This is a genomic window from Terrabacter tumescens, from assembly GCF_014646815.1.
Classification (GTDB): Bacteria; Actinomycetota; Actinomycetes; order Actinomycetales; family Dermatophilaceae; genus Terrabacter; species Terrabacter tumescens.
This window is the reverse complement of record NZ_BMNZ01000002.1, coordinates 690,548-711,504: the sequence shown is the minus strand read 5'-3', so window position 1 is coordinate 711,504 and position 20,957 is coordinate 690,548. Positions and strand designations below refer to the sequence as shown.

General features: G+C 72.2%; 18 protein-coding genes. 8 read left to right on the top strand and 10 right to left on the bottom strand.

Annotation, left to right across the window (positions count from 1 at the left end):
• Positions 1-45: 45 nt before the first annotated feature.
• On the bottom strand, positions 46-1,881 hold the full coding sequence (locus tag IEY30_RS07305; RefSeq protein ID WP_030201623.1) for a BCCT family transporter: 1,836 nt from the start codon (positions 1,879-1,881) through the stop codon (positions 46-48).
• A 272-nt stretch (positions 1,882-2,153) separates the two neighbouring features.
• Entirely contained in the window at positions 2,154-3,560 is a 1,407-nt protein-coding gene (locus tag IEY30_RS07300; protein ID WP_043417168.1) for a cation:dicarboxylate symporter family transporter, read from the bottom strand.
• Positions 3,561-3,683: 123 nt separating this feature from the next.
• On the opposite strand from IEY30_RS07300, the gene IEY30_RS07295 reads away from it, so the two are divergent.
• The gene (locus IEY30_RS07295; protein ID WP_229674882.1) at positions 3,684-5,324 is read left to right on the top strand and encodes a sensor histidine kinase; all 1,641 of its coding nucleotides are present in this window, start codon (positions 3,684-3,686) and stop codon (positions 5,322-5,324) included.
• Entirely contained in the window at positions 5,317-6,015 is a 699-nt protein-coding gene (locus tag IEY30_RS07290; RefSeq protein WP_030201614.1) for a response regulator, read from the top strand. Before IEY30_RS07295 ends, IEY30_RS07290 begins: the two co-directional genes overlap by 8 nt.
• Positions 6,016-6,019: 4 nt before the next feature.
• On the opposite strand, the gene IEY30_RS07285 is transcribed toward IEY30_RS07290, so the two are convergent.
• Positions 6,020-6,604, bottom strand: coding sequence for a TIGR03086 family metal-binding protein (locus IEY30_RS07285; RefSeq protein ID WP_030201611.1), 585 nt, complete (start codon positions 6,602-6,604; stop codon positions 6,020-6,022).
• Between the two features lie 51 nt (positions 6,605-6,655).
• Between IEY30_RS07285 and IEY30_RS07280 the strand changes: the two genes are divergently transcribed.
• Positions 6,656-7,498: a helix-turn-helix domain-containing protein gene (locus tag IEY30_RS07280; protein ID WP_030201608.1), complete on the top strand. Its 843-nt coding sequence runs from the start codon at positions 6,656-6,658 to the stop codon at positions 7,496-7,498.
• Positions 7,499-7,706: 208 nt separating this feature from the next.
• Here IEY30_RS07280 and IEY30_RS07275 read toward each other — a convergent pair whose 3' ends face one another.
• The 3 genes from IEY30_RS07275 to IEY30_RS07265 are packed head-to-tail and all read right to left on the bottom strand — an operon-like array spanning position 7,707 to position 11,702.
• Positions 7,707-9,158, bottom strand: a complete 1,452-nt coding sequence (locus tag IEY30_RS07275; protein WP_030201605.1) for a carboxyl transferase domain-containing protein — start codon at positions 9,156-9,158, stop codon at positions 7,707-7,709.
• Entirely contained in the window at positions 9,158-10,366 is a 1,209-nt protein-coding gene (locus tag IEY30_RS07270; protein WP_030201601.1) for a CaiB/BaiF CoA transferase family protein, read from the bottom strand. The genes IEY30_RS07275 and IEY30_RS07270 overlap by 1 nt, the downstream gene beginning before the upstream one ends.
• A 4-nt stretch (positions 10,367-10,370) precedes the next feature.
• A complete protein-coding gene (locus tag IEY30_RS07265; RefSeq protein WP_030201598.1) occupies positions 10,371-11,702 on the bottom strand; it encodes an SLC13 family permease in 1,332 nt (443 codons plus the stop codon).
• Positions 11,703-11,821: 119 nt separating this feature from the next.
• Here IEY30_RS07265 and IEY30_RS07260 point away from each other — a divergent pair, with 119 nt between their 5' ends.
• Both IEY30_RS07260 and IEY30_RS07255 read left to right on the top strand, forming a co-directional pair.
• Complete coding sequence (locus IEY30_RS07260; RefSeq protein WP_030201595.1) at positions 11,822-12,520, top strand: FadR/GntR family transcriptional regulator; 699 nt, start codon at positions 11,822-11,824, stop codon at positions 12,518-12,520.
• A complete protein-coding gene (locus IEY30_RS07255) occupies positions 12,517-13,290 on the top strand; it encodes a sulfite exporter TauE/SafE family protein (RefSeq protein ID WP_030201592.1) in 774 nt (257 codons plus the stop codon). Before IEY30_RS07260 ends, IEY30_RS07255 begins: the two co-directional genes overlap by 4 nt.
• A 147-nt stretch (positions 13,291-13,437) precedes the next feature.
• Here IEY30_RS07255 and IEY30_RS07250 read toward each other — a convergent pair whose 3' ends face one another.
• The 4 genes from IEY30_RS07250 to IEY30_RS07235 form a co-directional block, all read right to left on the bottom strand.
• A complete protein-coding gene (locus tag IEY30_RS07250; protein WP_052358863.1) occupies positions 13,438-13,923 on the bottom strand; it encodes a gamma carbonic anhydrase family protein in 486 nt (161 codons plus the stop codon).
• Positions 13,924-13,954: 31 nt separating this feature from the next.
• Positions 13,955-15,499: a peptide MFS transporter gene (locus IEY30_RS07245; RefSeq protein ID WP_030201590.1), complete on the bottom strand. Its 1,545-nt coding sequence runs from the start codon at positions 15,497-15,499 to the stop codon at positions 13,955-13,957.
• Between the two features lie 78 nt (positions 15,500-15,577).
• The gene (gene bluB, locus IEY30_RS07240; protein WP_030201583.1) at positions 15,578-17,248 is read right to left on the bottom strand and encodes a 5,6-dimethylbenzimidazole synthase; all 1,671 of its coding nucleotides are present in this window, start codon (positions 17,246-17,248) and stop codon (positions 15,578-15,580) included.
• A gap of 10 nt (positions 17,249-17,258) precedes the next feature.
• Positions 17,259-18,122 (bottom strand): SDR family oxidoreductase, encoded by an 864-nt coding sequence (locus IEY30_RS07235; protein ID WP_030201579.1) that lies wholly within the window; start codon positions 18,120-18,122, stop codon positions 17,259-17,261.
• A 156-nt stretch (positions 18,123-18,278) separates the two neighbouring features.
• Between IEY30_RS07235 and IEY30_RS07230 the strand changes: the two genes are divergently transcribed.
• The 3 genes from IEY30_RS07230 (at position 18,279) to IEY30_RS07220 (ending at position 20,815) form a co-directional block, all read left to right on the top strand.
• On the top strand, positions 18,279-18,854 hold the full coding sequence (locus IEY30_RS07230; RefSeq protein WP_030201577.1) for a TetR/AcrR family transcriptional regulator: 576 nt from the start codon (positions 18,279-18,281) through the stop codon (positions 18,852-18,854).
• A gap of 73 nt (positions 18,855-18,927) precedes the next feature.
• Positions 18,928-19,770, top strand: coding sequence for an alpha/beta fold hydrolase (locus tag IEY30_RS07225; protein WP_030201574.1), 843 nt, complete (start codon positions 18,928-18,930; stop codon positions 19,768-19,770).
• Positions 19,771-19,798: 28 nt separating this feature from the next.
• Positions 19,799-20,815, top strand: coding sequence for an NADP-dependent oxidoreductase (locus IEY30_RS07220; protein ID WP_030201571.1), 1,017 nt, complete (start codon positions 19,799-19,801; stop codon positions 20,813-20,815).
• The last annotated feature ends 142 nt before the right edge of the window (positions 20,816-20,957 follow it).

Below are 20,957 nucleotides of genomic sequence, written 5' to 3'. Positions count from 1 at the left end.
GCGCTCGACGTGACCGCGTGAGGGTCCCGAGGGCCAGACGCGCGGTCAGAGGCGCATGGAGGCGCCGACCTTCTCGGTGTGCTCGCCGACCTCGTGACCGTGGCCGTCGTCGGCCGTGACGTCCTCGGTCGTGACCTCCTCGGTCACGGCGGAGTCGCCGAACGGGTCGGTCTGGACCATCTCGCCGACGCCCTCGCCCGGTGCGGTCTCCTCGAACGTCAGGGCGAAGTCGTCGCCGTGCTCGCTGACGCCCGCGACGACGGCATGCTCGACGGCCGCGACGGCATACTGCCTCCGCACGACCTGCGGGTCGCGCGACAGGTCCTTCACGAGCGCGACCGCGAGCCCGACCATGATGACGAGGAAGGGCAGCGCCGCGACGATCGTGACGTTCTGCAGGCCCGACAAGGCGTCCTCACCGCCGATGAGCAGCATGACCGCGGCGACGGCGCCGGTGGCCGCCCCCCAGAAGATCACGGTCTTCTTCGACGGCTCGAGCGTGCCCTTCTCCGACAGCGTGCCCATGACGATCGAGGCCGCGTCGGCACCCGACACGAAGAAGATCGCGACGAGGAGCATGACGATGACGGCGGTCACGGTCGGCCAGGGGAGGTTGCCGAGCATCGCGAAGAGCGAGCCCTCGGGCGTCGACTGGCCGGCGATGTCCTGGCCGCCCTGCTGCTGGGAGATGCCGGCGCCACCGAAGATGGCGAACCAGATGAGCGAGACGACCGAAGGCACGAGCAGCACGCCCGAGACGAACTGGCGGATCGTGCGGCCGCGCGAGATGCGGGCGATGAACATGCCCACGAACGGGGTCCAGCTGACCCACCAGGCCCAGTAGAAGATCGTCCAGCCGGCGAGCCAGTCCTTCATGCCGTTGCCGCCCGCGGCGTCGGTGCGGGCCGACATCATCGCGAGGTCCTTGAAGTAGGACCCGATGGTCGTCGGGACGAGGTTGAGGATGAAGACCGTCGGGCCCACGACGAAGACGAAGAGCGCCAGGGCGAGCGAGAGCACCATGTTGATGTTCGACAGCCACTGGATGCCCTTCTCGATGCCGGACACGGCCGAGAGGATGAAGCAGACCGTCAGCACCGTGATGATGCCGATGAGCACGCCGTTGCCGACCTTGCCGATGCCGCCGACGATCTCGAGGCCGGAGCCGATCTGCAGGGCGCCGAGGCCGAGCGAGGTGGCCGAGCCGAAGAGCGTCGCGAAGATCGCGAAGATGTCGATGACCTTGCCGGCCGGGCCGTTGGCGCGCTTCTCGCCGAAGAGCGGCGCGAAGGCGGAGCTGATGAGCAGCGAGCGGCCCTTGCGGAAGACGCCGTACGCGACGGCGAGGCCGACGACGGCGTAGATGGCCCACGGGTGCAGCGACCAGTGGAACATCGTCGTCGCCATCGCGGTCTGCACGGCCGCGGGGTTGCCTGCGGCGCCCGTGCCGGGCGGCGGCGTGACGAGGTGCGTCAGCGGCTCGGTGACGCCGTAGAACATCAGGCCGATGCCCATGCCGGCGGAGAACATCATCGCCACCCACGACGACGTGCGGAACTCGGGAGCCTCGCCGTCACCGCCGAGCGGGATGTTGCCGTACTTGCTCGCAGCCAGCCAGATGACGAAGACGACGAAGCCGGAGGCGACGAGCGAGAAGAGCCAGCCGGTGTTGTGGACGACGAAGTCGAGGCCGGCGGAGGCGCTCGTGCTGAGGCTCTCGGTGCTGAGCGCTCCCCAGAGCACGAAGCCGATGGCGACTGCGGCGGCGACGCCGAAGACGACCTTGTCGACCTTGGAGCGCGGAGCGTCCTCGTGGTTCACGGGTGGTGGCTCGAGCGCGGGGTGCAGCGCGTCGTCGGGACTCTTGGTCAGTTCACTCATACGTCATGACGGCACCCGACGTAGGTGCCGTCTGTCTCCTCACGGTTACGTGTCACAGATGTCTCGATGAAGCGTCCACTGTGTCGAACTCGGGGGGACGAGCGCAAAACGAGGTCGTCGGACGGAGGCGGCTCACGGCATACGACCTCGTCAATCTCGTTGAACGGCAAAGGTTCCCGCCACACAAGACTATTCAGGGTGAGATGGGCCACCGCACGCCGAAGGGCCACGGACCGTGACGGTCCGTGGCCCTTCGAGGGGGTGTGTCCGCGTCAGCGTGAGGACCCGACGAGCTCGGGCTCGCGGCCGTCGGCACCCTCGACGCGCGGTGCGTCGTCCGGGACGACCTCGTCGTGGTCGAGCATGCTCGACTCGTCGAAGCGGTCCTGGCCGGAGAGGACGCGGCCGGCCTTGTCACGGTCGATCTCGCCGACCCACGTGCCGATGAGCACCGTCGCGATGGCATTGCCGGCGAAGTTCGTCAGGGCGCGGGCCTCGCTCATGAGGCGGTCGATGCCGACGATGAAGCCGACACCCGGGACGAGGTCGGGGCGGTGCGACTGCAGGCCACCGGCGAGGGTGGCGAGGCCCGCGCCGCTGACGCCGGCGGCGCCCTTGCTCGCGATGATCATGAAGACGAGCAGGCCGATCTGCTGGCCGATGCTGAACGGCTTGTCCATGGCCTCGGCGATGAAGAGGCTCGCCATCGTCAGGTAGATCGCGGTGCCGTCGAGGTTGAACGAGTAGCCGGTCGGCACCGTGATGCCGACGACCGGGCGGGAGACACCGAGGTGCTCCATCTTGGCGATGAGGCGCGGCAGGGCCGACTCCGACGACGACGTCGACAGGATGAGGAGGAACTCGCGGCCGAGGTAGCGGAAGAGCGAGAAGACGTTCATCCCGGTGACGACCTTGAGGATGCTGCCGAGGAAGCCGAAGACGAAGATCGCGCACGTCGCGTAGAAGGCGAGCATGAGCAGGCCCAGGCTCCTGAGCGAGCCGATGCCGGTCGCGCCGACGAGGGCGGCCATGGCGCCGAACGCACCGATCGGGGCGACCCACATGACCATCGCCATGAGGCGGAAGACGAGCCGCTCGAGGTGCTTGATGCCGACGAGGATCGGCTCGCCCGCGCGGCCCATGCTCTGGAGCGCGAAGCCGACGAGCAGGGCGATGAGCAGCGCCTGGAGCACGGAGCCCGACGTCAGGGCGGAGACCAGGGTGTCGGGGATGAGGCCTAGGACGAACTCGACCGCACCCTCGGACTTCTCGGCGATCTGCGCCTGGCCGGACTTGGCCACGGCGTCGGTGAGGTCGAGGCCGGCGCCCGGCTTGACGATGTTGCCGACGACGAGGCCGATGCCCAGCGCGACGGTCGACATGGTGACGAAGTAGGCGAGCGCGAGGCCGCCGACCTTGCCGACCTGCGCGGCACGGCGGACCGAGCCGATGCCGAGCACGATGGTGCAGAAGATGATGGGCGTGATCATCATCTTGATGAGGGCGACGAAGCCGGTGCCCAGGGGCTTGAGGCTCTTGCCCACCTCGGGGAAGGCCCAGCCGACGAGGATGCCGGCGACCATCGCCACGATGACGGCGATGTAGAGGAAATGGGTGCGGTCGCGCTTCGGAGCCGAGCCTGGCTGGGCGTCGACGGCGCTGTCGGCGGTGGAACTCACGGTGACCTCCGTTGGCTGGGTCCTCGCGCTGGGCACGGGACCGGTGAATGTGACGAGGCTGCCGCGGCCAGTGGCTAGGGTCACCTTTGTGTTCATTGAGTTCTCGCGGCCGGAGGTATGCCGTTGAGCTCGCTCCCGACGACCGTGACCCGCGTGCTCGGCGCGCCGGGGCGGTGGAGCGTGGCGGCGCAGACCTTCGCGCTGCAGGTGCTCATCGCCGTCCTCGTCGTGGCCGCCGGGCTCGTCGGCGCGTACGGGCAGGCGCAGCGCGCTGGGGACGAGCAGGCGATCGCCCGCGCCCTGGCGGTGGCCGAGACGATCGCGACCACGCCGGCGGTCATCAGCGCGGTGCAGGGGCCCGACCCCTCGCCGGCGCTCCAGCCCTATGCCGAGCGCGTCCGCGTCGAGACGCGCACCGACTTCGTCGTCGTCATGAGCCGCGACGCGATCCGCTACACCCACCCCGACCCGGCCCAGATCGGCAAGAAGTTCATCGGCCACACCGAGGAGGCGCTCGCGGGCGGCGTCGTCCAGGAGGACTACACCGGCACCCTCGGCCCGTCCTCGCGCGTCGTCGTGCCGGTCACCGACGCCGGGAAGGTCGTCGCCCTCGTCTCCGTCGGCATCCGCAAGTCGGCCGTCGGTGAGCGAGTGCGTGCCCAGCTGCCGGGGCTGCTCCTCGCCGGCCTCGTGGCCGCGTTGCTCTCCGGGCTCGGGACGGCGCTCGTCTCGCGGCGCATCCGCCGGCAGACGCACGGCCTGGGCGAGCAGCAGCTCCGCGAGATGTACGAGTACTACGACGCCGTCCTGCACGCCGTCACCGAGGGCCTCATCATCACCGACCTCGACGGCCGCCTGCGGCTCGCCAACGACGAGGCGACCCGGCTGCTGGCCCTGCCCGCCGACGCCGTCGGCCGGCCCGTCTCGGAGCTGGGGCTCACGCCGTCGCTCACTGCCGCGCTCACCGACGAGGACCCCCACGAGGACGAGCTCCACGTGACGTCCGCCCGCGTGCTCGTGCTCAACCGCGGCCCCGCCCGCTGGCAGGGGCGCCTGCTCGGCCACGTCGCGACGCTCCGCGACCGCACCGACCTCGAGGCCCTGACGGGCGAGCTCGACTCGGCCCGGGGGCTCACCGAGGCGCTGCGCTCGCAGGCGCACGAGTCGGCGAACCGGCTGCACACCATCGTCAGCCTCATCGAGCTCGGTCACACCGATCGTGCCCTCGACTTCGCGACGGACGAGCTCCAGGTCTCCCAGCTGCTCACCGACCGGGTCGTCGGCGCGGTCGACGAACCGGCCCTGACCGCAGTGCTGCTCGGCAAGGCCGCCGAGGCCCACGAGCGCGGGATCGCCTTTGCGATCGAGCCGGGGTCGCACTGGCCGCAGGGCGTCGCGCCGACGCGCGACGTCGTGACCATCGTCGGCAACCTCATCGACAACGCGCTCGACGCCGTGACCGCCGAGGCCGAGCCGACGGGCGTGCCGCGGGGCGAGCGGGATGTGCGCTTCGCCTCCAGGGTCGAGGGGGCGTATGCCGTCCTCCAGGTCTCCGACGACGGGCCGGGGCTGCCGCCGGGCGCGGTCGAGGACGCCTTCCGGCGTGGCTGGTCGACCAAGGAGCAGGGCAGTGCCGGCCGGCGCGGCATCGGCCTGGCTCTCGTCGCGCAGACCGTCGAGCGGCTGGGCGGGACCCTCGAGGTGTCCGGGCCTCCCGGCGCGACGTTCACCGTGCAGCTGCCGGTCGGGGGCGAGCATGACTGAGGCACAGGCCAACCGGGCGTTGCGCGTCCTCGTCGTGGAGGACGAGCCGATCGCAGCCGAGGCGCACACGGCCTATGTCGGCCGGGTCGACGGCTTCCAGGTCGTCGCGACCGTCGGCACGTCCCAAGGAGCGCTGAAGGTGCTGCAGGACAAGGAGATCGACGTCGTCCTGCTCGACATGAACCTCCCCGACCGGCACGGGCTCGACGTCGTGCGTGCCATGCGCGCCGCCGGTCACCGGGCCGACGTCATCGCGGTGACGTCGGCTCGGGACCTCGACGTCGTGCGCGCCGCCGTGTCGCTCGGGGTGGTGCAGTACGTCCTCAAGCCCTTCGTCTTCGCCACCCTGCGCGAGCGGCTGCTCGCCTACCGCGCCTACCGCGAGCAGGTGACGAGTGGCGCCGAGGTCGGCACGCAGGCCGAGGTCGACGAGGTCTTCGCCGGCGCCCGCGTGGCGGGCGAGGTGCGGCTGCCCAAGGGGATGGGTGAGGAGCTGCTCGCCAAGGTCGCCCGGCTGCTGCGCGAGTCCGACGACGGGCGCTCGGCCAGCGAGCTCGCCGAGGCGCTCGGCGTCAGTCGCGTCACCGCGCGCCGCTACGCCGAGCACCTCTGCGAGACGAGGGTGGCCGTGCGCCGGTCGAGGTATGCCGGAGCGGGCCGTCCCGAGGTCGAGTACCTCTGGGCGCGCTGACCTCTCAGGCCCGCGCGGGCACCCGACGGCCGAGGCGTGCGAGCACGCGCTCGTGGCGGTCGGCGCCGTCGGTGACGGGCAGCGCGGGCGCGCAGACGCCGTCGTCGTAGAGGTGGTCGCCGAAGCCGTCGGCCGAGCGTTCGATCATGTCGAGCTCGTCGTCGGTGAAGGGCTCGTCGAGCCCGGCTGCAGCGGCGATGTCCCAGCGGTGGACGACGAGGTCGAAGCCGTGGAAGGCGACGATCGAGGCGCCGACCGTGGTGGGGCCGAAGACGCCGTCGTACTCCATCCCGGCGACAGCCGGGTCGGCGAGCAGCTCACGCATCCGGTCCAGGTGGGCGCGCCAGGCCTCGACGGGGTCGGCGCCCGGGTCGGCGTCGAGGTCCACCGAGGTCGTGGCGTCGACGCCGCGGTCGGCGAGGAAGGTGCGCTGGCTGTGGATGACGTGGGCCAGCACGTCGCGGGCGCTCCAGCCCTCGCACGGGCTCGGGGCGTCCCAGCCGGCGGTGGGGACGCGGGCGACGACGGAGCCGAAGGGTTCGGCGAGGCGGAGGTAGGAGCCGAGGGTGTCGGCGGTCGATGAGGTCATGCCCTCACGGTAGGGAGCCGCCCGTCGGTGGGTCTTGATACTTTCCGACACGTGACGACGTCTCCCGGGGCCGGGCGCACGGCGGCCCGCGACGACATCGAGCGGGCCCACCTGGTCGACCCCACCGACCACACGTGGTCCATCGCCCGGGCCTCGGTCTCGCCGGACCTCGGCGACCTCGCGCGACGCTTCTGGATCCCCGTCTGGGACGTGCCCGAGGGACGCGACTCGGTGCAGCGGGTGCTGCAGTACCCCGTCTGCCTCATCGTCGTCTCCGACGGCTACACGCGCTTCTACGGCGTCGTCTCCGGCCTGTCGCACACGATGCTGACCGGTCGCGGCTGGGCCGTGGGCGTCATGCTCCAGCCCGCGGCCGGGCACCTGCTGACGCGCGAGCCGGTGCGCCGGATGACCGACCGGTTCGTCGACCTCAGGACGGTGCCCGCCCTCGACGGCTCCGCGCTGACCCGGGGCGTCCGCGCCCACATGCGCCCCGACCCGACGTCGGCCGACGCCCAGGCGCAGGCACGCGAGGTCGTCGAGGACGCGCTACGGCCGCTGCTGCCGGTCGACGACGAGGGCCTGCTCGTCACCGCGATCGTCGAGGACGTCGAGACTTCGCCCGAGCTGCTCCGCGTCGACGACCTCTGCGCGCGCTTCGACATCAGCGAGCGCACCCTGCAGCGCCTGCTGCACAAGCGGATCGGGCTCGGTCCGAAGTGGCTCATCCGGCGCCGGCGCCTGCAGGAGGCGGCCGACCGGCTGCGTGACTCCGACGCCGAGCTGGCCGGCATCGCCGTCGACCTCGGCTATGCCGACCAGGCCCACTTCACGCGCGACTTCCGCCGCGCCACCGGCCTGACGCCCGGCGAGTTCGCGTCACGCTTCCGCTGACGCCCCGCGCCGCACCACCGTCGAGTGCTCACTTCTCGACGCCCCAAACTGGGCACTCGACCTGACCCCCGCCCCCAACCACCGTCGAGTGCTCACTTCCCGACGCCCGAAACTGGGCACTCGACCTGGCCCCCGCCCGCACCACCATCGAGTGCTCACTTCCCGACGCCGAAACTGGGCACTCGACCTCCGTGGCCGACGGGACCCGTTAGCTCGCGAGGACGTGGGCCCGGCCGTGGGTCTGGCGGCGCAAGGCGGCCGCGCACTCGGCGGCGACCGCGACGGCGAGAGCCGCAGCGGTGTCGTCGGCGGGCTCGGGCACGATGCGGCTGACGATCCCCTGCGCGGCCAGGTCGGACACCCCGACCTGCTGCAGCTCGGCCATCTCCGCGGCGTGCGAGACGTCGCCGTGGACGATGACGCTCGCGCCCTCGGGCGGCAGCGGTGACAGCCACGCGTGCTCTGCGGCGATGACCTCACGCGCAGGCAGGAGCGCGAGCGCCCCGCCGCCACACCCCTGGCCGAGCACCACCGACACCGTCGGCACCGTCATCGTGGTCAGCGTCGCGATGCACCGCGCGATCTCGCCGGCGATGGCGCCCTCCTCGGCGTGCACCGACAGCTCGGCCCCGGGGGTGTCGATGACGGTGACGAGCGGCATGCCGAGCTCCTCGGCCAGGCGCATCGCGCGGCGCGCCTCGCGCAGCGCCCCCGGCCCCATCGGCGTGGTCGGCGACTGCCGCGAGCGGTCCTGGCCGACGAGGACGCAGGGCTGCCCGTCGAGGCGCGTCAGGGCGACGAGCATCGTCGCGTCCCGCTCCCCCTCGTCGGTGCCGTTGAGCCGGAGCGTGCCGGAGGCGCCGTGGCGCAGCAGCTCCCGCACGCCGGCGCGGTCGGCCCGGCGGGTCACCTCGATCGACCCCCAGGCGGACAGGTGCCCGCTCGGCTCGCCCTCGCGCCGGTCGAGCCGCGGCAGGGTCGGGGCGTCGACGAGCACGCCGAGCGCCCGGTCGACGAGCATCGGCAGGTCCTCGGCCGCCACGACGGCGTCGAGCACGCCCTTGGCGGCGAGGTTCTCGGCGGTCTGCACGCCGGTCGGGAACGGCTCGCCGTTGAGCGCCTCGTAGACCTTGGGGCCGAGGAAGCCGACGAGGGCCCCCGGCTCCGCGACGGTCACGTGCCCCAGGGACCCCCACGACGCATACACCCCGCCTGTCGTCGGGTGACGCAGGTGCACGAGGTAGGGCAGCCGGGCGGCGCGGTGCGCCATGAGCGCCCGCGAGATCTCGACCATGTGGATGAAGGCGGGCGTCCCCTCCTGCATGCGCGTGCCGCCCGACGCGGTCGAGGCGAGCACGGGCAGCCCCTCGGCGGTCGCACGCCTCACCGCGGCCGTGATGCGCTCGGCCGCGGCACGCCCGATGGAGCCGGCGAGGAAGCGGAACTCGTTGACGACGACGGCCACCGGGCGACCGCGCACGAGCCCGCGTCCGGTGAGCACCGACTCGTCGGTGCCCGCCCTGGCCGCTGCGGCCTCGAGCTGGAGCCGGTACGCCTCGGGCTGGCCGCTGATGTCGATCGGCTCGTCCCACGACTCGAACGACCCGGCGTCGAGCACGAGGTCGAGCAGCTCGTGGGCGGTCCACGGTCGGCGTCCCATCACTCCTCCTTGAGCCAGGCGCGGATGGCGGCGCCGTCCTCGTCGAGCGTCGGCGGGGCGTCGTGGTGGCGACGCGTCACCTCGGTGCCATCGCCCTCGAAGAAGCGCAGCGGCGGACCGGGAAGCGTGAGCGCGCCGAGGGTCGGGTGCTCGACGTCGACGAGCAGGCCTTGGCTCGCGGTCTGGTCCCACGCATACACCTCGTCGAGCGTGCGGACCTTGCCCGCGGGCACGCCGACCTCGGCGAGGCGCGCCAGCAACGGCTCGGCGTCCCAGTCGGCGAAGGCCGCCTCGACGACCTCGATGACCCGGTCACGGGCGGCGACGCGCTCGGCGTTGGTCGAGAGCCCCTCGGCGGCGGGGTCGAGACCGAAGGCCGCGCACAGCCGCTGCCACAGGCCCTCGCTGCCGACTGCGATCTGCACCGACCCGTCGCGGCAGTGGAAGAGGCCGTAGGGGCTGATCGACGGGTGGTGGTTGCCGGCCGAGCGGCCGACCTCACCGGCCACCGTCCAGCGCGTGCCCTGGAAGGCGTGCACGCCGACGACGGCTGCGAGCAGCGACGTGCGCACGACGGCGCCGACCCCGGTGCGGTGGCGCTCGTTGAGGGCGGCGACCACGCCGTAGGCGCCGTACATCCCCGAGAGCAGGTCGGCGATCGGGACGCCGACGCGCTGCGGGTCGTCGGGGCCGGACCCGGTGAGCGACATGAGGCCGGCCTCGCCCTGGGCGATCTGGTCGTAGCCGGCGCGGCCACCCTCCGGACCGTCGTGGCCGAAGCCGGTGATCGACAGCACGACGAGGCGCGGGTTGCGCTCCATGAGCGACTCGATGCCGAGGCCGAGGCGCTCGAGCACGCCGGTGCGGAAGTTCTCGACGAGCACGTCCGCACGGTCGACGAGCGCGAGCAGCACGTCGCGGTCGGCCTCGTCCTTGAGGTCGAGGGTGATCGACTCCTTGTTGCGGTTGGCCGACAGGAAGTAGGTCGACTCGCGTCGCCCCTCCGCACCGACGAAGGGCGGCCCCCAGCCGCGGGTGTCGTCCCCCCGGCCCGGTGCCTCGACCTTGATGACGCGCGCGCCCTGGTCGGCGAGCATCATCGTCGCGTGCGGCCCCGCGAGGGCTCGGGAGAGGTCGACGACGAGGACGTCCGAGAGCGGCCCGGCCGAGCGGGTGGACTGTTCGGGCTGAGACGACTGAGGGGTCATTCGGTCACCATCCGGGGAGGATCAGGGCGGCCCACACGAGCAACGGGCCGGCGAGGACCACGATGACGCTGTAGGTGAGGATCTGCTTGTAGTACACCGGCTCGGTGATCGTGTCGGGCCGGTTCGCCAGCATGAGGGCGCCGTTGGTCGAGAACGGGCTGACGTCGACGATGGTCGAGCTGATCGCGAGCGCCGCGACGAAGGTCGCCGCCCCGATGCCGCCGCTGCTGATGAGCGGCACGGCGATGGGGATGATGACCGGCAGCAGCGCCGTCGAGGAGGCGAACGCCGACACGACACCACCGACGTAGCAGAGCACGAGCGCGCCGATGACGACGGCGCCCAGGCCTGCGGCCCAGTTGCCCACGAACTCGGGCGCCTTCGCCTCGGTCAGCACGGCGGCATACGTGCTCACACCGGCGACGAGGAGGACGGTCGGCCACGCGACCTGCTTGACGGCGTCCTTGTGCTGGATCGGCGAGAGGATCGCGAGGATGACGGCGGCCGTGATCGAGACGAAGCCGATGTTCTTGTCGAAGGCGAGCGCGACGACGGCGACGAGGGTGAAGGCGACGAGCGTCAGCACCTGGTCGCGCTTGACGCCGAGGGCCTGCGTGCGGGTCGCCGTGACGGTGCCGGTGCCGCGCGTCATGACGCCGACGCCGCCGTGGTGCAGCTCCTCGGTGAGCTCCTCGTCGGCGAGCTCCCCGTCGATGTCGTCGGCGCGCAGGCTCATGAGGCGGCGGCCGCCGAGGACGACGAAGAGGATGACGGCCATGAGCAGGTTGACGGCGAGGCTCGCGAGGAACACCGTCATCTCGCTCGACGGGAGGCCGTTGTCCTTCATGACGGAGTTGGTGATCGTGCCGTAGATGCTGATCGGCGAGAAGCCGCCGCCCTGCGCTCCGTGCACGACGAACATGCCCATGAGGAGCGGGTTGATCTTGTAGCGCGCCGCGAAGCCGAGCGCGATCGGCCCGATGATGGCGCACGCGGCCGGGCTGGCGGCGCCGATGGCCGTGAGCAGCGCCGTCACGAAGAACATCACCCAGGGGATGAGCGCGACCCGGCCACCGACGGCCTTGACCGCCGACCTGACGATGAGGTCGACGGTGCCGTTGTTCTTGGCGATGGCGAAGAGGTAGGTGACGCCGATGAGCGTGAGGACGAGGTCACCGCTGACGCCGGCGAGGATCTCCTTCTCGCTCAGGCCGAGCGAGTAGACGCCGACGAGCCAGGCCGCCACGTAGGCGAGGGCTCCCATGTTGATCGGCAGGAGCGTCCCGATCACGAAGAGTGCGACGAGCGCGATGATGGAGACCCATTCCGGTCCCATTGGTGTCCTCCGTCGGTCACGGCCAGCTCGCCTGGTTCCACGCCCTTGTGACGAGGCACATGGCTGGCTCAGTGGCCTAGCCAATAGGTCAATGGTCCGACTGTCAATACTATGTCCCCATGTCAGCATCGGGGCTGCCGCGCCTCACGAGGACCCGGCTCTACGAGCAGGTGGCCGAGCAGATCACCGCCTGGATCCGAGCCGACGGGCTCGCGCCGGGCGACCGGCTGCCCCCGGAGCGCGAGCTCGCGCAGCGTCTCGGCGTCAGCCGCGCCACCCTGAGCCAGGCCCTCGTCGCCCTCGAGGTCATCGGCGTCGTCACCGTCCGCCACGGGGACGGCACCGTGCTCGCCGAGTCGCCCGGGCCGCGCCGGATCGTCGAGGCGATCCGCGCCCATGCTCACCGGCTCCCCGAGATCATCGACACCCGCGACGCCCTCGAGACGAAGATCGCCGCCCTCGCCGCCGAGCGCCGCACAGCCGACGACCTCGCCCGCATCGACGAGGCGATCGCCGAGATGGCGCGCGACGTGGAGGCAGGCGGGCGCGGGGTCGAGGGCGACGAGCGCTTCCACGGGGCCGTCACGGCCGCCGCCCACTCGCTCCTGCTCGCCCGCCTCATGGACGAGATCCGCGACCTCATCCGCGAGACGCGCATCGAGTCGCTCTCGCAGCCCGGCCGTCCCGCCGACTCCCTCGCCGGTCACCGGGCCATCGCCGACGCGATCCGCTCGGGCGACCCCGAGGCCGCCGCCGACGCGATGCACGCCCACGTCGCCATGGTCAGCGACGTGGCGGTGCTGAGAGACGGGACGTGACGCCGGTCGGCACGCTGCCCGAGGTGCTCGCCGTCCTCGGCGCGGGTCTCGCGGCCGGGGTCCTCACCTCGACGGTCGGGGTCGCCTCGCTCGTCAGCTTCCCGATCCTGCTCGCCGTCGGACTGCCGCCGGTCGTGGCCAACGCGTCCAACACCGTCGGGCTCGTGCCGGCGGGGGTCAGCGGGTCCTACGGCTACCGCGCCGAGCTGCGCGAGCACCCGCGGGTCGCGTGGACCGTCGTCGTCACGTGCGCGATCGGCGCGGTCGGCGGCGCGGCGCTGCTGCTGGCGCTGCCCTCGAGCGTCTTCGAGGCCGTCGTGCCGTGGCTCATCCTCTTCACGTGCCTGCTCGTCGGCGTGCAGCCGTGGGTCGCCCGCTGGCTGCGCTCGCGCGTGGGCGACGACGTCGGACCGCGCACGCGGATGGGTCCGGTGACGACGTTCTTCGCGCTGCTGACGGGCGTCTACGGCGGCTACTTCGGCGCCGGGTCGGGCGTCATGATGGTCGCCGTGCTCGGGCTGGGCCTCGACATCGACCTGCGAGTCGTCAACGCGCTCAAGACGCTCGCGATCTTCGCCGGCAACGTCGTCGCGGGGCTCGTCTTCGTCACCGTCGCCGACCTCGACTGGCGGGCCATCGCGCTGCTCGCGGCCGGGTCGGTCGTCGGGGGCTACGTGGGGGCGCGGGTCGGCCGGCGCCTGCCGCCGACGCTCTTCCGGGTGCTCGTCGTCGTCGCCGGCGTCGTGGCCGCGGTCCTGCTGCTCCGCTGACCGCCCGTTCGAGGTGATGGCGGCACCCGCGTCGCTCGCGCGATCACCTCGAACCAGAGGGTCGTGCTGCGCGGTCGAGGTGATCGCGGCAGTTGCGTCGCTGTCGGGATCACCTCGAACCGAGGGCGTATGCCGGGTGGCCGGCTCTCAGGCGCGCGTGGCCTCGCGGTGGCGGCGGGCGAGCTCGAGGTAGACCTCGGCGTTGGCCTGGATGCGGGCGAGGCCTGGGTCGTCGATCTCGCGGCGGACCTTCCCCGGCACGCCGGCGACGAGCGACCTCGGCGGGATGACGGCTCCCTCGGGCACGACGGCGCCGGCGGCGACGAGGCTGCCCGCGCCGATGTGCGCGCCGTTGAGCACGACCGAGCCCATGCCGATGAGGCAGTCGTCCTCGATGGTGCAGCCGTGGAGCACGGCGCGGTGACCGACGGAGACGCCGGCGCCGATGGTCGTCGGGTGCCCGGCGTCGGTGTGCACCACGACGCCGTCCTGCAGGTTGCTGCGCTCGCCGAGGACGATCGGGTCGAAGTCGGCGCGGAGCACCGCGGTGTACCAGACGCTCGAGCCGGCGCGCAGGTCGACGGCGCCGACGAGGTCGGCGCTCGGCGCCACCCAGGCGGTCTCGTGGACCATTGGGATGACGCCGGCGAGGGTGATGATCACGTCAGTGCGCCGAGACCGTGTCGGAGGTCGCGGCCGAGGTCGCGTGCACCTCGGCGGTCGACATCTTGCGATGGATCCACGGCACGAGGGCGAGGAGCACCCCCGCCACGACGAGCGTGATGACCCCGTTGACGAGGTAGTACGTCGCGTCGCTGAGACCGCCCATCGCCTGGATGAGCTGGGCGGCGATGGCCTGGCCGGCCGCGCTGCCGAGGAACCACAGCGCCATGGCCTGGCTCGCGAAGGCGCGGGGGGCGAGGCGCGTCGTGGCCGAGAGGCCGACCGGCGAGAGGCACAGCTCGGCGACCGTCTGCATGACGAAGACGCCACCGAGGATGTAGACCGGCGCGGTGTTGCCCTGGAACGTCGCGAACGCCCACGACATGGCGAGCGCCGACAGGCCGATGATGGCGACACCGAGGACGAACTTCATCGGGGTCGACGGCGAACGGCCGGCGCGCTTGGTCCAGATCCAGCCGAAGATCGGGGCGAGCAGCACGATGGCGAGCGGGTTGATCGACTGGAACCACTCGGGGTTGACCGTGATGCCGGCCGTCTCCTTGACCGTGTTGTTCGCGGCGAAGAGCGCCATCTTGCCGGCTGCCTGCTCGAAGATCATCCAGAAGAGCATCGCGCCGATCCACAGCGGCAGGTAGGCGGCGAGGTGCGACCGCTCCTCACGCTCGACCTTGGGGCTGCGGAACATCATCGTGAAGTAGGCGATCGGGGTCAGCACGGCCACGATCGAGATGGCGTCGATGACCTGGTCGAGCACGGTGTCGCGCCACAGGCCGGCCAGCACGACGACGAGCGCGAAGGCGACGACGGCACCGACGGCGAGGGCGGTGACGCGGCCGCGCTCCTCCGGGGCGAGCGGGTTCGGCACGTCGTCGACGGCCCGGCCGAGCGCCTTGCGGCCCACGACGAACCACACGATCGCGATGGCCATGCCGACCGCGGCGGCGGAGAACCCGGCGTGGTAGCCGTAGTGCTCGCGCAGCCAGCCGACGACGAGTGGCGAGAAGAACGAGCCGATGTTGATCGACATGTAGAAGATCGAGAAGCCACCGTCGCGGCGGGCGTCCTCGGGCTTGTAGAGCGTGCCGACCATCGCGGAGACGTTGGGCTTGAGCAGACCGGTGCCGAGCGCGACGAGCGCGATGCCGAGCCAGGCCGTGGCCGCCGTCGGCAGGGCGAGGCAGACGTGGCCCGCCATGATGACGACGGCGCCGTAGAGCGTCGAGCGCCGGGCACCGAAGAGCCGGTCGGCGGTGAAGCCACCGATGATCGAGAGCAGGTAGACGGACGCGCCGTAGATGGCGACGACCGCGGTGCCCGTCGTCTCGTCGATGCCGAGGCCGCCGTTGGCCGCGGTGTCGATGAGGAAGTAGAGCAGGATGGCGCGCATCCCGTAGTAGGAGAAGCGCTCCCACAGCTCCACGAAGAAGAGGGTCGAGAGGCCCTTGGGGTGTCCGAGGAAGGCGCGGTCGTCGGCGCCTCCGCCCACGTTCGGTGTCGGCGGTCGGCCCTGGGTCTGTGTTGACATGCGGTTCTCCCAGCCCCTCGTGAGGGCAGTTCGGCAGTTGGACAACCACCCCAAACTAGGCGGGAGGTCCCGCCTGACTCAAACCCGGGACGTGCGCGCGACGCCTCGGCGCAGCTCGAGGGCGTCCTTGAGCAGGCCCGTCGCGAGCACCGCCCCGACGCCCTCTCCCGCACGGATCCGCAGGTCGAGCAGGGGCTCGAGGCCCAGCTCGCGCAGCACGAGGGCGTGGGCCTTCTCACGCGACCGCTGCCCGGCGACGAGGTGCGCGGCGACGGCCGGCTCGAGGCGCACCGCGGCGAGCGCGCACACCGACGTGGCGAGCCCGTCGAGCACGACGACACCGCCGGCCTCCGCGACGCCGAGCACCACCCCGGTGAGGACGGCGAGCTCGCCGCCGCCCAGTCGCCGGACGGCATCGGCGGCCGACACCCGACCCACCCGGGCGAGCGCCCGCTCCACGACGTCGTGCTTGCGCTCGATCATCGCGGCGTCGGCGGACGACCCACGACCGACGACCTCGCCGGCCGGGACCTCGAGCAGCGCCGCGGCCAGGGCGGCCGCCACGGTCGTGTTGCCGACGCCGACCTCGCCGAGCGCCACCGGTCCGGATCCGGCCAGCGCGCGGCCGCGCTCGCGTCCGAGGGCCAGCAGGCCGGCATACGCCATCTCGTCGAGCGCGTCGGTGGTCACGAGATCGCCTCTGCGACAACCGATCCCGGCGTCGATGAGCTCGACGTCGAGGTCGGCGGCGCGGGCGGCGACGGCGCCCATCGACGTGCCCTCGCGGGTGGCGCGGGCGACGTCGGCGGTGACCGTCGGGTCGAAGGCACTGATGTCGTATGCCGTGACGCCGTGGTCCGCGGCCGCCACGACGAGGGTGCCCCGACCGTCCACGGCGGTCAGCGCGGTGACGCGGTCGAGGACGGTGTCGAGGACCCCGAGCGAGCCGGGCACGGTGAGCAGGTCGTCCGAGCGGTCGCGGGCGGCGACGACGTCGGCGGGCTCGGGCGCGCGCAGGTGGGAGGTTGGGGCGTCGCGCTCGGTCCAGCGCTCGCGCATGACGACCTGGTCGAGCGGCAGGCGCCGGCTCCACCCGGCGCGCTCGAGCCCGGGCTCGGGCGGTCGCTCGTCGGGCCAGCCGAGGCAGAGCCAGCCGAGGGTCTCGACGCCGTCGGGCAGGCCGAGCAGCTCGGCCAGCTCGGCCGGCTCGAAGAGCGTGACCCAGCCGAGGCCGAGCCCGTGGGCGCGGGCGGTGAGCCAGATGTTCTCGATGGCGGCGGCGCACGACCAGAGGTCGGCGTCGGGGAAGGTGGCGCGGCCGAGCACACCGGCGGCCGGGGTGCGCCGGTCGCAGGCCACGACGATGCCGAGGGGCGCCTCGCGGATGCCCTCGAGGCGCAGGTCGAGCAGGCCGCGTGCCGACTCCTCGGCCATGCCGGCGGCCTGGCGCAGGCGGCAGCGGTCGGCCATCAGGGCCGCCGCGTCGCGGGTGGCCGCCTCGGTGACGACGACGAAGCGCCACGGCTGGCTGTGCCCGACCGACGGGCCGCGATGGCCCGCGGTCAGCACGGCGGTCAGCACGTCGTCGGGCACCGGGTCGGGCCGGAAGCGGCGGATGTCGCGGCGGGCGCCGACGACCCGCTCGAGCGAGGCGAGGTCGTCGCGCAGGGCCCAGGCGTCGGGCGCCGCAGCCCGCTCGGCGGCCGACGACGGGTCGCCGATCGTCGGGACGGGCCTGCGGTAGCTCACCCGCCAGAGCCTAGTTCGGGGCGGGCTCGATCCAGGAGCGGGTCGCCCCGAGCACGCGACTGCCGTCCGTGTCGGCGAGCGACATCCCGACGAAGGCCGTGGCGCCCTCGGAGGTCTGCCAGCGGAAGCGGTAGTCGGTCGAGGTCGCGGCGTCGGCGATGGCCACGGCGGCGTCGCGCGAGGACTGCGCATTGGCGAAGGCGCCCGCGGACCGCGCGAGGTAGGCGTCGAGCTGGGCGGCATACGGGTCCCTGGAGTCGGTGGACGCGGGGGCCTCGGGACGGGCCACGTTGCCGACGAAGTCGCTCGCGACGGCGGCAGGCTCGATGACCGAGACGTGCACACCGTGCGGGAGCATGACGACGGCGAGCGACTGCATGAAGCCCTCGACGGCGAACTTCGCGCCGCAGTAGGCGTCGGCGAACGGCTGGCCGACGGCGCCGCCGACGCTCGTGACCGTGAGGACCGTGCCGGAGCCGGCCTCGCGCATGCGCGGCAGGACGAGCTTGGTCAGCGCAACGGGGCCGAGGTAGTTGACCTCCAACTGGTCACGGATCTCGTCGAGGCTCAGCTGCTCTGCCGTCGCGACGGTACCCCGGCCGGCGTTGTTGACGAGGACGTCGAGGCGGCCGTGGTCGGCGAGGACGCCGTCGACACACGACCGGGCGGCCTCGTGGTCGGTGACGTCGAGGGCCCGCACGTCGAGCTCGACGCCGGCCTCGGCGGCGGCGTCGGTGAGGGCGGTGGCGCGCGAGGTGTCGCGCATCGTCGCGACCACCGTGAGGCCGCGGCGGGCGAGCTCGACGGCGGTGTGCAGGCCCATGCCCGAGGAGGTTCCGGTGACGAGGGCGACCGGCTGCCCGTTGCTGTTCATGGAGGGGACGCTACGCCCGGGGGATCCCTGACCACATGTGAGCGCCGGCCCGCTCCCGCGCACCCGCCGCACTCCACGCTCTCGATCCTTCGTATGACGATCGGCATACAATTGCGCCGCACGTGCGGCGGGTGCCGACGAACAGGAGGGTGACACGTGGCGAGGTACAGCAGTGAGCACAAGGCGGCGACGCGTCAGCGCATCATCGAGGCCGCGGGTCGACGCTTCAAGACGGACGGGATCGACGGGTCCGGCGTCGCGACGCTGATGGCGGACTCCGGACTGACCAACGGAGCCTTCTACGCGCACTTCGACTCCAAGGACGACCTCGTCGCGGCCGTCGTCGGGGACCAGGTCGGCCGACAGGTCACCGAGCTCAGCGAGCTGCCGCCCGGCCGGGTCGGGCTCGAGCTGTTCGTGCGCCAGTACCTCTCGCGCGCCCACCGCGACCATCCCGACGAGGGCTGCCCGTCGGCAGCACTCCTCGACGAGGTCGGGCGGTGCACCGGAGAGACCAAGAAGGCCTACACGACCGGGACCAAGGCCATCCTGCGCGAGATCTGCCTCCGCCTCTCCCCCGAGGATCCCGAGTCGGCGCGAGACGTGGCCCTGTCGCTGTTCACGATGCTCGTGGGCTCGATGCAGCTGGCCCGAGCCCTGTCGGACCGGCAGCTGTCGAACACCGTTCTCGAGGCAGGCATCCGAAACGCCCTGTCAGTCCTGGCCGCGTGACGACGAGCCACTTGCCCTCTCGGCACTCCCGCTTTAAAGTATGACCATACTTTTATTCGAGTCCGGGAGCGCCATGTCCGTCCACCCCACGCACCGCGAGGTCCCCACCCAGATGGTGGACGTCGAGGGCACCGCCTTCGCCTACCGGGACCTCGGGCCGAGGACCGGCACCCCGGTGATCCTGCTCAACCACCTCGCGGCCATCCTCGACAACTGGGACCCACGCGTCGTCGACGGCATCGCCGCGCACCGCCGCGTCATCACCTTCGACAACCGCGGCGTCGGCGCATCGGGCGGCCGGACACCGAGCACGATCGCCGAGATGGCCACGGACGCCGTCGCCTTCATCAGGGCCCTCGGCCTCGAGGAGGTCGACCTGCTCGGCTTCTCGATGGGCGGCTTCGTGGCCCAGGTCATCGCCGAGGAGCACCCGAACCTCGTGCGCCGGATGATCCTCGCCGGCACCGGCCCCGCCGGAGGCGCCGGCATCGACAAGGTCACGCGCCTCACCGCCCTGGACGTCGTCCGAGGGGCGCTGACGTTCCGCGACGCGAAGTACTACCTCTTCTTCACGACCACTCCTCACGGCAGGTCGGAGGCGCGAGCGTTCCTGGCACGGCTCGAGGAGCGGACCCACGACCGCGACACCGCAATCTCCGTCCCGTCGTTCCGGGCCCACCTCAAGGCCATCCACCGCTGGGGCGTGCAGCAGCCGACGGACCTCTCGCGCCTGCGGCTTCCGGTGCTCGTCGCCAACGGCGACCAGGACCGGATGGTGCCCAGCCACAACTCCGCAGACCTCGCACGTCGACTCCCCGACGCCCGGCTCGCGCTCTACCCCGACGCCGGACACGGCGGCATCTTCCAGCACCACGCCGACTTCGTCCCAGAAGCCGTGGCCTTCCTCGATGACTGACCACGACTCCGCGAGAGGACCACGACCCATGAAGGCATTCGTCGTCGACGCATGCGGCAAGGAGGGCCTGCGGGCCGCGGAGGTGCCCGAGCCCGTCCCGGGTCGGCGCGACGTCCTCGTCCGGGCCCGCGCGGCCAGCATCAACCCGTTGGACGCGCTGACCCGCGACGGCGAGTTCAAGCGACTGATCAAGCGCAGACGTCCGTTCGTGCTGGGTCACGACGTCGCCGGCGTCGTGACCGCCGTCGGCGCCGACGTCGACGGGTTCCGCGTCGGCGACGCGGTGCACGCGCGCCCGCGCGACCTCCGCATCGGCACCTTCGCCGAGTACGTCGCGATCGACCAGGACGACGTCGCACCGAAGCCGTCCTCCCTCACCTTCGAGCAGGCAGCCGCAGTGCCACTCGTGGCCCTGGCCGCGTGGCAGATCCTCGTCGAGCGTGCGCACGTGCTGCCCGGCCAGAAGGTACTGGTGCACGCGGGCGCGGGCGGACTCGGCTCGACGGTGATCCAGCTCGCCAAGCACCTCGGGGCCGTCGTCGCCACCACCACCTCCGGAGCGACCGCCGAGCTGGCCGAGTCCCTCGGCGCCGACCTCGTCATCGACTACACGAGGCAGGACTTCTCCCAGGTCCTGTCCGGCTACGACCTCGTCGTCGACTCGCTGGGAGGACAGAACCTCGAGAAGTCCCTGACCGTCCTCAAGCCCGGCGGCCTCGCCATCGGCGTGGCCGGACCACCTGACGCGCACTTCGCCGAGCAGCTCGGCGCGCCGTCCGCGCTCCGGGTCGCCATGAGCCTGCTGAGCCGGAAGGTGCGCCGGCAGGCGAAGGCGCTGGGCGTGCGCTACGAGTTCTTCTTCATGCGCGCTGACGGCGCCCGGCTGCGGGAGCTCGGCCGGCTGTACGACGCCGGGACGCTGCGGCCGGTCGTCGACCGGGTCTTCCCGTTCGACCAGACCCTCGAGGCGATGGCCCACGTCGGTCAGGGCCGCACCAAGGGTGGCAAGGTCGTCGTCACGATGGACTCCCCCGCCGACGCCTGAGCGCCCGACGACGCCGAAGGCACCGACCACCCTGGCGGCGGCCGCACGAACGACGTGCGACGGCGAGGCAACCGCGAGCGGCGTCGCTACGTTCAAGGGGTGACGGGCCCGCAGGGGGACCCGTCGGACGTCGGGCCGGCCA